At 29.7% G+C, this 11,619-nt stretch carries 11 protein-coding genes, 4 tRNA genes and 1 riboswitch; of the genes, 11 read left to right on the top strand and 4 right to left on the bottom strand.

Going from position 1 to position 11,619, the window contains the following annotated elements; translation table 11 throughout:
- On the bottom strand, window positions 1-164 hold a 164-nt coding region (locus BUB83_RS20060; RefSeq protein WP_143160613.1), incomplete at its 3' end, for a helix-turn-helix domain-containing protein.
- A 143-nt stretch (window positions 165-307) separates the two neighbouring features.
- Between BUB83_RS20060 and BUB83_RS20065 the strand changes: the two genes are divergently transcribed.
- From BUB83_RS20065 to BUB83_RS20080, 4 genes are all read left to right on the top strand, one after another.
- Entirely contained in the window at window positions 308-2,623 is a 2,316-nt protein-coding gene (locus BUB83_RS20065; protein ID WP_073340887.1) for an ABC transporter permease, read from the top strand.
- 24 nt (window positions 2,624-2,647) lie between these two features.
- Window positions 2,648-3,331 carry an ABC transporter ATP-binding protein gene (locus BUB83_RS20070; protein WP_073340888.1) on the top strand — a complete coding sequence of 228 codons (684 nt, stop codon included), beginning with the start codon at window positions 2,648-2,650 and terminating at the stop codon, window positions 3,329-3,331.
- 3 nt (window positions 3,332-3,334) lie between these two features.
- The gene (locus tag BUB83_RS20075) at window positions 3,335-4,384 is read left to right on the top strand and encodes a BtrH N-terminal domain-containing protein (protein WP_073340889.1); all 1,050 of its coding nucleotides are present in this window, start codon (window positions 3,335-3,337) and stop codon (window positions 4,382-4,384) included.
- 312 nt (window positions 4,385-4,696) lie between these two features.
- Entirely contained in the window at window positions 4,697-5,356 is a 660-nt protein-coding gene (locus tag BUB83_RS20080) for a 4'-phosphopantetheinyl transferase family protein (protein ID WP_207649350.1), read from the top strand.
- Window positions 5,357-5,484: 128 nt separating this feature from the next.
- On the opposite strand, the gene dapB is transcribed toward BUB83_RS20080, so the two are convergent.
- Genes dapB through BUB83_RS20095 form a run of 3 tightly spaced genes read right to left on the bottom strand, consistent with a single transcriptional unit; the run spans window position 5,485 to window position 8,152 of the window.
- Window positions 5,485-6,237 (bottom strand): 4-hydroxy-tetrahydrodipicolinate reductase, encoded by a 753-nt coding sequence (gene dapB, locus BUB83_RS20085; protein WP_073340891.1) that lies wholly within the window; start codon window positions 6,235-6,237, stop codon window positions 5,485-5,487.
- A 3-nt stretch (window positions 6,238-6,240) separates the two neighbouring features.
- Window positions 6,241-7,131, bottom strand: coding sequence for a 4-hydroxy-tetrahydrodipicolinate synthase (dapA, locus tag BUB83_RS20090; protein WP_073340892.1), 891 nt, complete (start codon window positions 7,129-7,131; stop codon window positions 6,241-6,243).
- Window positions 7,132-7,159: 28 nt separating this feature from the next.
- Entirely contained in the window at window positions 7,160-8,152 is a 993-nt protein-coding gene (locus BUB83_RS20095) for an aspartate-semialdehyde dehydrogenase (RefSeq protein WP_073340893.1), read from the bottom strand.
- A gap of 309 nt (window positions 8,153-8,461) precedes the next feature.
- Window positions 8,462-8,628, bottom strand: a riboswitch (Lysine riboswitch).
- A 189-nt stretch (window positions 8,629-8,817) separates the two neighbouring features.
- Between BUB83_RS20095 and BUB83_RS20100 the strand changes: the two genes are divergently transcribed.
- The 7 genes from BUB83_RS20100 to BUB83_RS20130 all read left to right on the top strand — a co-directional run bounded on the left by BUB83_RS20100 (window position 8,818) and on the right by BUB83_RS20130 (window position 11,548).
- Entirely contained in the window at window positions 8,818-9,078 is a 261-nt protein-coding gene (locus BUB83_RS20100) for an alpha/beta-type small acid-soluble spore protein (protein ID WP_073340894.1), read from the top strand.
- 148 nt (window positions 9,079-9,226) lie between these two features.
- Window positions 9,227-9,967, top strand: coding sequence for a class I SAM-dependent DNA methyltransferase (locus tag BUB83_RS20105; protein WP_073340895.1), 741 nt, complete (start codon window positions 9,227-9,229; stop codon window positions 9,965-9,967).
- 26 nt (window positions 9,968-9,993) lie between these two features.
- Window positions 9,994-10,869: an Hsp33 family molecular chaperone HslO gene (gene hslO / locus BUB83_RS20110; RefSeq protein ID WP_073340896.1), complete on the top strand. Its 876-nt coding sequence runs from the start codon at window positions 9,994-9,996 to the stop codon at window positions 10,867-10,869.
- A gap of 339 nt (window positions 10,870-11,208) precedes the next feature.
- A tRNA-Val gene (locus tag BUB83_RS20115) sits at window positions 11,209-11,284 on the top strand.
- A gap of 6 nt (window positions 11,285-11,290) precedes the next feature.
- A tRNA-Asp gene (locus tag BUB83_RS20120) sits at window positions 11,291-11,367 on the top strand.
- 26 nt (window positions 11,368-11,393) lie between these two features.
- A tRNA-Phe gene (locus BUB83_RS20125) sits at window positions 11,394-11,469 on the top strand.
- 4 nt (window positions 11,470-11,473) lie between these two features.
- Window positions 11,474-11,548: transfer RNA gene (locus tag BUB83_RS20130), tRNA-Gly, on the top strand.
- The last annotated feature ends 71 nt before the right edge of the window (window positions 11,549-11,619 follow it).

Raw genomic sequence — 11,619 nt, forward strand, 5'->3', positions numbered from 1 at the left:
ATACTAGTTGAACTAACTGCTCTTGAATATTTAGGCTCATCTTCTTTCTTAATTAAGCTTTTCACAGTGTTCTTTGACATGTTTAACTCTCTAGCTATTTGTTTTATAGGTACCCCCTTATTATGCATATTTTTTACTGTATACCAGTCTCGTATGTCCTTCACCTTCTATCTATTGCCTCCTCCATATGTGCTTTATTTTTAGCTACACATAAAGGATATTATTTTTAAGTGAAGGGGTCAATATTCAGTGTAAAAAGGGGGTCAATATTCATTATAAATCAACAAGTACTGCTATTTTTGGTGTAATGAATGCACTTCCATTACTAAAAATAGCTTTGCAAAACGATATGAGAAATGCTGCCTACGGAAATGACTTTGTAGTTAGTGCACAAGAAAATGCACTATTTTCTTTGGATGAAATAAGAACAGAAGGAAAGGTCGCTGGTATTCTTAATTATTACGGTATAATAAATGATAAAGAGGAAAAAAAATGTGATATTGTTGGTGCAGACTATTCTATTGTTGAGGAAGTCTTCGACATCCAGTTAGAGAGTGGCGAAGATTTGGGAATGAGTACAGATGGGGTGGTTATTACAAAGTGGTTTGCTGATAAAATGAACTTGAATCAAGGAGATAAACTTCATGTTGTTATAAACCAAAAGGAATATTCATTTATTATTTCTGCAATTGCCTTTAATAAAGGATTGTTTAAAGATAATACATACTTGATTATGATTAAAAAGAGTGAGCTAGATAGCATACTTGGCACCAGTGAGTCAGATGTAAATAGAGCATATATTTATGAATGCGACGCAAATACTAGCACCAAAGATATTGAACTGTTAAACAACCTTCAGATTACAAAAGTAGTAGATGAGGAATTTATCAATTCTGAAATCAGTATGTATGGTATCATGATGGTATTTATATTAATATTTGTATTTTTTATTGCTTTTTATATTATTTATAATATATATAATACTTTTGTTATTGAGCGAGGTAAATATATAGGGACACTTAGGAGTTGTGGGGCAACAAAGAGAAAAATTCGTAATGTTTTTGTTGCTGCAAATACTGTAATTACAATTATATCTGGATTTATTGGAGTATTACTTGCAGGAATTACTATATGTGCTTTTGCATGTAAAGTCATGTCTATTAATTATATAAAGACTGAATTTCCTAGTATGGTAATGGCTTTTGGAATTACAATGTTATTTTCTTTGATTTTGGGAAGTATATCAATTATAATTCCACTTAATAATATTTTGAAATTTTCTGAACGTGCATTATTGAATGGAGAAATTGAAAGGAATCGTAAAAAGAAAATTATAATTCCAGCTTTATCTTTTGTATTAACTTGTTTCTTTTGGATCTTCACATCTTTTAAAAGTACCGGTAGCCTTTTTACGGAATTTGTTATCTTTATTATTTTCATCGCAACCTCCATTCTTAGTATTCGATTTATAATATTTCTTATGGACAAGCTACTGGGAAAAACAATAGGTAAAGGAGCATTTTTAATTGCCTTGAAAAATGTAATCCATAATATATACGTTAGAAAAAATATTACAATTATTGCGATATTAACTATTTTAATGATCCTAGTTGGAAATTTGTCTTATAGCATATTGAAGGGACTAGCTAATTTTTATAATAACTATAAGTGTAATGCTTATTTTGATACTTCTGTATCCTTTAATGATGATGAGTTAAATCAATTAAGCAAAATTGAGGGTTTAAATGAATATTTCCCTAATATATCAAAAAGAATGGTAATTAATAATACCGATGAAGTTAGTTGTTTTATTGAAAATGAACCAGAAAAACTGAGTGAAGAATTTCTTGAATTTAATATCCAATGGAAGGATTTTGATAAAGAAAAATTTTCAAAAGGAAAATATTGTATTATTACAGACATATTTTCAAAACGACATAATCTGAATGTTGGAGAGTATATTAACATAAGCCGTCACGGTGTAGAGGCACAATATTGTATAGCAGCAATAAGCTATACAATTATGCAAAAAGGAAAGTTTATTTTTATATCAGAATATGATTTGCCATTTAAAGATTGTACTAATTATAATTTTATTCTTGTGGATTGTAAGGATATTTCGGGTTTTTATGATAAACTTCAAATAACATTTCCGGACAGAAAAATATATTTTACATCGGTAGAAGATAAAATTAAAGAGGATAAAGAAAACTCAAAAGGATTGAGTACAATGTTTTTTGCTTTTTCTATCTTTGTTGTATTGATTGGTATTCAGGGAATCTATAATAACTTTAAACTCGGTTATATCAATAGAAAAAAGGAATTTGCAATTATGATTTCAAATGGTTATAGATTACAGGATTTGTTCCTAATACTGTTTATGGAGACAGTAATATGTAGTTTACTAGGGGGAATCATTTCAATTATATATATGTTTTTTTACAGAAAAGAAATAAGCAATATTATGTTTTTGATGGATTTACCAGTGCCCTTGCTTAATAATATATGGATTATACTAATACCTATATTGCTTTGCATAGCCGCTTCTTTAGTTAGTATTTTTATTACTTGCAGGCAACTGAAAAAAATTGAAAAGAATATAATTAATGTTTTAAAAATCTGATAACATATTGTAGATGGAGGTAAAATGGAAATTATTGATGCAAAGAATATTTGTAAAGAATACATTGTTGGTGGTAAAAAATCACAAATAATAAGAAATATTTCGCTGAAAATAGAAAAAGGAGAGTTCGTTTCACTAGTGGGACCATCAGGCTCTGGTAAAAGTACTCTATTATATCTTTTAAGTGGCATGGAGCCTATTACAAGTGGAGAATTAAGCGTATTAGGACATAGTTTAAAAAAAATATCTGATAAAGAAGTGAGCAAATTACGAAAAAAGGATATTGCTTTCATTTTTCAATTTTATAATTTAGTTGTAGAAATGACAGTAGATGATAATATTCTATTATCAAATTTGATAGGTGATATTAAAATTGATGCTAATAGATTGAATGAAATATTAGAATTAGTTGGGCTAACAGAACATAGAACAAAATTTCCTAATGAACTATCAGGAGGGCAGCAGCAGAGAGTAGCAATAGCAAGAGCGCTGTACAATAATCCAAAAGTGATTTTTGCCGATGAGCCTACTGGTAATTTGGATTCCCTAAATAGTAAAGAAGTTATGAATTTACTAAAGGATATTAACCAAAAATATGATACTACTATAATTTTAGTAACCCATGATGAAAAACAGACAAAGTATGCTACAAGACTATTAAGAATTGAAGATGGTAAAATACTAAATGATAGTAAAGGGAGTGAGTAACAGATGATTTTACCTGTTTCTAGAGAAGTTGAGCATTGTAGCATAGGCGATTGTAAGATGGTGATGTTTTCAAAGTTGCTAAAACATTATGGTGTGGAATATACACCGGCAGAGATTATGGTGGCGGCATCCGGATTAAACTTTATGGTATATAAATATAAAATAGGTACACGAATTTGTTTTTTTATATCTGGAAGAAAATTTAATCTAGAAGAAGAATTTGCCGATAAAATAGGATTGAAGTTGCAAAAAAGAAAGTACATTTTAGGAGAAAATAAAGAAAAAGTTAAAAAAACATGCCTGAATGAGATGATTGAACTATTGGAAAGTGGATATCCCATTTTTGTAATGATAGATCTGTTTTATTTAGATTATCTTACAATGAAGCATTTTCATATGCCATTTCATGCTATAATTATTATTGGATACGATAAAGAAAAAAAGAAGTTTAAAGCAATTGATTCACTGATGGATGAATATGTGTATATTTCTGATAGTATTATGATTAAATCCATGTTTGAGACATCTGTTATGAAGAGTGTTGCAAGAGCAGAGTATTTTTATATAAGAAATGAAGATGTTGAAAATTTACATAAAATTGATATGAAAAAAGGAATGAATCAATTAGTAAAAGAATATTTAGAGGAAGGTGGAGTCCTAGATACTTTAAAAGGTACCATTAATTTTATAGAATCAATTATAGAAAAGTCAATAAGTTTTGATAATCCAAATTACATCAATTTTATAAAATACCAGATTATTATGATTTATACAGAAATTCGTAGTCAAGATTATCAACACTTATTTTACCGCAAATTGTATTTTGATGAATGCAGTAAATTTTTTTCGAATAAAGACTATAGTTATGACAAAAAGAATGCATTTAACAAATTAACTGAAGAAGATATTTCTTTATGGAGGAAGTTAGCTAATGAAAGAAGTAATGAAGAAAAATTTGAGATGATACAAGCATTAGAGTTAGTAAAAGGTTTGAAAAAAATATATCAGATTGAAAGGGATATTATTAATTGCATGGAAATTATGCTGAGTTAAACTTAATTCAGGTATAACAATACTGTGATTAAAGTTAATAGTGCATAAATATCGGTGTTAATAAAATGGAAAAAAACAATTTGTTATTTCTCTTTTGTTCAATTCTATTTTATTCTCCTTTATTGTTAATGCTAGATATAGTTTGTTGGGAATTTATTAAATAGGAAAGAAGGTGATTTAGTTATAGTTGATAATTATAATCCCTATAATGAATATAAAGTAGAAGAAATTAAAAGTTTTACGGATTATTTCGATTTGAAGTTATCAAATAAAGTGTTTAGAGCATATATTAGTTTTTGCAGAATAGAAGGCTTGAACAGAAATTTTTTTTTTGAAAGTTTTTTGCATGATGATGAAAAAAAATATTTCAGGACACTTAGATATGAGAGAAGAATAAATAGTTATATTATTGGTAGGTTTGCTGCAAAAAAAGCAGTTTCATTATTAGTTAAGGAGAAGAATTTTAGTAAGATTAACATTCAAAATGGAGTTTTTAATCAACCAATTTTGGAATATGATTTATTTAATAATTTACAGGTTAGTCTTACACATTGTGGTCAATTAGGTGCAGCGATAGTGTTTCAGGAACAGTTTCTAATTGGTATCGATGTTGAAAATACAAAATCAAATAAAAATAAGGTTTTAGAAGGTATTTTAACAGAAAATGAAAAAATTCTTATACATAACACTCCATTTGAATATAATGAGTTTTTGGTAATGTTATGGACACTAAAGGAATCAATTTCTAAAACTATAAAAACAGGGTTGACGGTTCCATTAAGTATTTTTGAGATTAAAAGTATTCGATTTATGGATGGTTATTGCATAAGTAGTTATAGTAATTTTTATCAATATCAATCTATTTCTTTTTTAGAAGGTAACTATGTATTTTCAATAACCTATCCTAAGAAAGTTGAATTAAATATAGATATTGATAGGATAAAAGTAAAATTAAATGAAATATTAAAATAGAAAATAGTATAATTGTGTTATATATAATTAAGTAAAATTACACAATTAACACAATATGGAACTTACCAATCAAACAAGGTCATATACATGTAGGTTCTGTTATATTATAAAAAGCTAAGGATATTCCCTTAGCTTTTTATAACGTCATCCATAGAGTACATTCCAGCTTGTTTACCATTCATAAATTCACAAGCTTTTAATGCTCCTACAGCAAATACTTCTCTTGATAAAGCAGTATGATTTAATTCGATTATTTCTCCTTGTCCAGCAAATATAACGCTATGATCTCCTACAATACTACCGCCACGAATAGCATGGATTCCTATTTCTTTATGTTCTCTTTTAGCTATTCCTTCTCTTCCGTAAACATATTTTGTTTCTTCAGGAATTGAGTCTTTAATAGTATCGGCTAGTAATATAGCAGTTCCGCTTGGTGAATCCACCTTTTGATTATGGTGTTTTTCTATAATTTCAATATCATAATTTTGAAATAATAATCCACTAATATTCTTTAGAATACTATTTACTACATTAATGCCAATTGACATATTAGCAGATCTGAATAGTGGAAGAGTTTCACTCATTACTTTTATTTTATTTAATTGTTCAGCAGTATATCCAGTAGTGCAAAGTACAATTGGAGTTAGTTTATTTTTAGAAAAATTTATCAAAGATTCTAAAGTATCAGGTCTTGAAAAATCTAAAATAACGTCAAATTTTACTGTGCAAGAAGATATGTCTTCAAATATAGGATATTGGAAACCATTTTCTGAAGTTCTATCTATACCAGCTACAATAGTTAAGTTTTCAAAATTATCTACAGTTTGGGAAATTGCTTTTCCCATTCTGCCAGAACAGCCAACCATGAGTATTTTAATCATAAATTAGATCTCCTTTATAATAATATTTGCAGCTTTTAATTCAGCTACTAATTTATTTTTATTTTCTTCGCACATCTCACATAAAGGTAATCTAAGTTCACCAGCATCTAAGCCCATTAAGTTCATGGCTGTTTTAACTGGAATAGGATTTGTTTCTATAAATAAAGCATCTAATAAAGAAATATATTTTAATTGAAGCTTTGCAGATTCTTCTGTTTTTCCTTCAAAATATAAGGAGCATATATCATGAAAAACTGTTGGAAGAATATTTGCAGCAACAGATATAACTCCTGAACCACCTAATGAAAGTAAAGGTACTATTTGATCATCATTTCCAGAATACAAATCAATTTTATCTCCACAAAGATGCATCATTCTAGCTACTTGAGCTATATTTCCACTTGCTTCTTTAATGGCAACAATATTTTCGATTTTTGAAAGTTCTAGTAAGGTTTTTGGCTCAATGTTCATACTGGTTCTTGATGGAACATTATATACAATTGCAGGGATAGATACGGCATCACAAATTTCTTTGTAATGTAGAACTAATCCTTTTTGTGTTGTTTTATTATAATATGGAGTTATTAGTAATAAACCGTCTGCACCAATGCTTTCAGCCCAAATGCTAAATTTTTTAGAATCAGAAGTGTTATTACTTCCTGTACCTGCGATAACTGGTATTCTTTTGTTCACTATATCAACTGTGAATTTGATAGCTTCTTTTTTTTCTTGAAGAGACATAGTAGAAGCTTCACCTGTAGTTCCGCAAATAATGATGGCATCAGTGCCAGAACTAATGTGCCACTCTAATAATTCTTCAAGTTTTTTAAAGTCAATTTTCCCATCTTTGAAAGGAGTAACGATTGCTACACCAGAACCTTTAAATAAACTCATGAAATCACCCTTTTTTAGTTATTGGTTGTTATTTGTTATTAATAATACATTCTGCTATTTGAACAGCGTTTGAAGCTGCACCTTTTCTTATGTTATCAGCTACAACCCACATATTTAAACCATTTTCTAAGCTAAAGTCTCTTCTTATTCTTCCTACGTAAACTTCATCATGTCCTTCTGATTCTAATGGAGTTGGGTATATTAATTCATCTAGGTTGTCTCTTACTATTATACCCGGTGAAGTGCTGAAAAGTTCAAATATATCTTTTAATTCAAATCCGTTTTTAAATTCTACATTAATACTTTCGCTATGACCATAAAAAACAGGAACTCTAACAGCAGTAGCAGTTATTTTTAAAGAATCATCATGAAGAATTTTTCTTGTTTCTTCAACCATCTTCATTTCTTCTTTAGTGTATCCATTTTCTAAGAATACATCAATATGAGGAATAACATTACCAGCTATTGGCTGAGGGAATTTTTCAGGAGCGATGCCCTTTATTCCTTCTTCTAAATCTTTATATCCACCTACACCAGCACCAGAAACAGCTTGATAAGTTGAATAAACTATTCTATTAATACCGTATTTTTCATGCAGTGGCTTTAATGCAACTACAGCTTGAATAGTTGAGCAATTTGGATTTGCAATGATTCCTTTGTTCCATAAAATATCTTCAGGATTAACTTCAGGTACTACTAATGGAATTTCTGGGTCCATTCTCCAAGCACTACTATTATCAATTGAAACAGCACCATATTGGGCGAAAATTGGTGCATATTCTTTACTTGTAGAAGCTCCAGCAGAAAATAAAGCAATATCAATTTTTTTGTTTTTTATGTTATCTTCTTTTAACTCTTCTACAATTATTTCTTTACCATCATAATTAAGAATTTTACCAGCAGATCTTGAAGATGCATAAAGATATAAATTATCTATAGGAAAGTTTCTTTCCTTAAGCACTTCTAAAAATTTTTTTCCAACCATACCAGTAGCCCCAACTACCGCAACATTATAAGTCATTATTTAGTCCTCCTAAAAATTATATATATTTTAATGCAATAAAAATAAGTAACAAATGATAATAGTATTAGCTTTATAGGTATCCCAGTTCAACTATTAATTTATACATGCTTCAAAACTCCAAAAAGCCGGAGCTTTTGGTACAAGTATAAATTAAGTTTCACATTGTGATCCCTATATTACTTTATATTATAAATTAAAATCATTATATAATAAATTATTTTTTTATTATATAATGAAGAATAATTCATTATACGATAAAAAATGCGGAAAGGAACACCTTTGCCGCATTTAGCTATAGCAAATTGTGCACCTTGTAGCACTCCACTGAGTTAGTGACAGACAGACATATATTATATGCAAGTCCAGAGAATAAGTTTGCAGCTTAACCCCTTCGGCTAATGGTCCTTTCTTTTTAGATCTTAATCTGCCGACTCCCTAAAAATACTTTTAACATTAGCGCCTCTACCATGGTAACAAAATTAATAAATATTCACTTTTATTATGGATAAGTGTATCATAAAAAAAAATATAATGCAATGATTTTTTTGATTAACTGTAAGAGTGATAACAAGTTTTGTATTTAAATAACTATTATAATGAAATGAAATTTAGTATAAAAATCAAAAATAGGGGTAATCTAATAAGTAATAGGAGTGATGATTATGTCTAATACACCTTTAAAAAAGGTAATTAAATCTAAACTAAAATCAAATAAAGAATTAACTCAATTAGAGCAACTAAGAGAAAAAGTTAAGTATGAAATTGCAGAAGAATTGGGATTGAGAGACAAAGTTGATGAATTAGGTTGGAGTGCTTTAACAGCTGAGGAAACAGGCAGAATTGGTGGACTTATGACAAAGAAAAAAAGAGATTTAAATATGCCTAAGAATGCAGAAATTCAAAAGATAGATAGAAAGTTATAATATAAAGAATCAAATAAGCTTGATTTTTATAAATATATTACTTATATTTATTTATGAAAGTATATTTAATTGAAAATAAATAGTTAAAAAAATTATTTCATTCAATAATAATATTTTAAACTTTCATTTAGAAAGTGGGTGGGTTTTAGTGAATAGTTATGAGGAATTTGCGACTATTTATGATAATTTAATTCATGGTGATATAGATTATCATAAATGGTCAAATAAAATTCTTGAAATATGCAAGAGGAAAGGTATTGAATTAAATGATTATCTAGATGTTGCTTGTGGCACAGGAAATTTAACAATTGAGTTGTCCAAATATTTCAAAGTCACATGGGGTATAGATTTATCCAGTGATATGCTAATGGAAGCTGAAACGAAATTTCGTGATGCTAGAAAAAAAGCAAAGTTTGTATGTCAAGATATGACAGATATAAATCTCAATAAACAATTTGATTTGATAACCAGTGCTTTAGATTCAGCTAATTATATTACTGAAGATGAAGGATTAAAAGATTTTTTTAGTGGAGTTTATGATCATTTAAAAGAGAATGGTTTATTTGTTTTTGATATGAATTCATACTACAAACTTTCAAATATATTAGGAAACAATTTATATACTCATGATAGTGAAGATATTGTTTATATATGGGAAAATGTTTTTGAGGATGAGATTGTGTCTATGTATTTGACTTTCTTCTTGAAAAATGGTGAAGAATACAAAAGATTTGATGAATGTCACACTGAAAGAGCTTACAAAGAAAAAGATGTGGAAGAGATATTAAAGTCTGTTGGATTTAACATAGTCGAAAAGTTGGACAACTATAATGAAAAAAAAGTAACAGAAAAAACAGAAAGAATAACTTATATCGTAAGAAAAAATTAAATGATTTTAATCAGGGGGTTTTAAGAATGAGTGATAAACTTATAAAAGCATTGGCTAAAGATGGTCAAATTAGAATAATAGCAGCTGAAACTACAGAATTGGTTGCAGAAGGTGTTAAAAGACATCAGTGTGCGCCTACTGCTTCTGCTGCATTGGGAAGAATGTTAACAGCAGGTAGTATAATGGGAGCTATGTTGAAAAGTGAGCAAGATGTTTTAACAATTAAAATGGATGGTGGAGGTCCAGCGGAAGGCGTAGTTGTAACTAGTTATTCAGATGCAAGAGTTAAAGGATACATAGGTAATCCAAATGTGGATTTGCCTGCCAATATTAAAGGAAAATTAGATGTGAGTGGAGCAATAGGCAAAGATGGTGGATTGATTATTATAAGAGATATGGGGTTAAAAGAGCCTTATGTGGGTCAATCACCTATAGTTAGCGGTGAAATAGGGGATGATCTGGCTTATTATTATACTGTATCAGAACAAACACCAAGTGCGGTGGGATTAGGTGTGCTTGTAGGTAAAGAACTAAATGTAATAGTTGCTGGTGGTATAATTATTCAAATGTTGCCTGATGCTGATGAAATGTTGGCAGATATAGTTATGTATAGATTACAAGATTTAGGATCTATTACTGGGTTCTTAAAAGAAAAATCTATTTATGATATGCTTAACTTCTTATTTGATGATATGGGTTTAAAAATAGTTGAGGAAATAGTTCCAGAGTTCAAATGTGATTGTTCAAGAGAAAAGGTTGAAAAAGCATTAATAAGTATAGGAAAAGCAGAATTGATGGAGATATATGACGAAGGAAAAGAAGAAGAAATAAAATGTCATTTCTGTAATGAGTCCTATATTTTTAATCAAGAAGATATTGGAATTCTTTTAAAACAAAGATAGAAACAAAGGTAGTGGATATTTTATGGTTGATGGTAAAAAAAGCTTTCGCTGTGGCGAAAGCTTTTGATTTTAAGTAAAATGGAGGAATTCTCTGAAAACAATCTTATGTGTAAACGTAAGCTATATTGATTAATTCAATGTAATTTTAATTTAAATTCAAATAAAGACATATTTAGATATTGACATTCTCTTTGGAATTTTATATTATAGTAATGCGCTACGGAATGAATGCAAACAAAGTAAAGACTTCTTTGAAAAAAGAAATGTTCTTTAAAATGAGGAAAAAACTTATTGACAAAGATGTTTGAATAATGTATAATTAATTTCGTTACTGCACATGGGAGCATAGCTCAGCTGGGAGAGCACCTGCCTTACAAGCAGGGGGTCACAGGTTCGAACCCTGTTGTTCCCACCATGAAGTGGCCCAGTGGCTCAGTTGGTTAGAGTGCCGGCCTGTCACGCCGGAGGTCGAGGGTTCGAGTCCCTTCTGGGTCGCCAATTTTATGTTGAAAAAGTATTGATACGGCTTCATAGCTCAGTCGGTAGAGCAGAGGACTGAAAATCCTCGTGTCACTGGTTCGATTCCAGTTGAAGCCACCAAAATGCGGGAGTGGCTCAGTGGTAGAGCGTCACCTTGCCAAGGTGAACGTCGCGAGTTCGAATCTCGTCTTCCGCTCCAATAATAGGGCGCTATGGCCAAGTGGTAAGGCAGAGGCCTGCAAAGCCTTTACCCCCGGTTCAAATCCGGGT

This window comes from Clostridium grantii DSM 8605 (genome assembly GCF_900129965.1).
In the GTDB taxonomy this organism is placed as follows: Bacteria; Bacillota; Clostridia; order Clostridiales; family Clostridiaceae; genus Clostridium_AF; species Clostridium_AF grantii.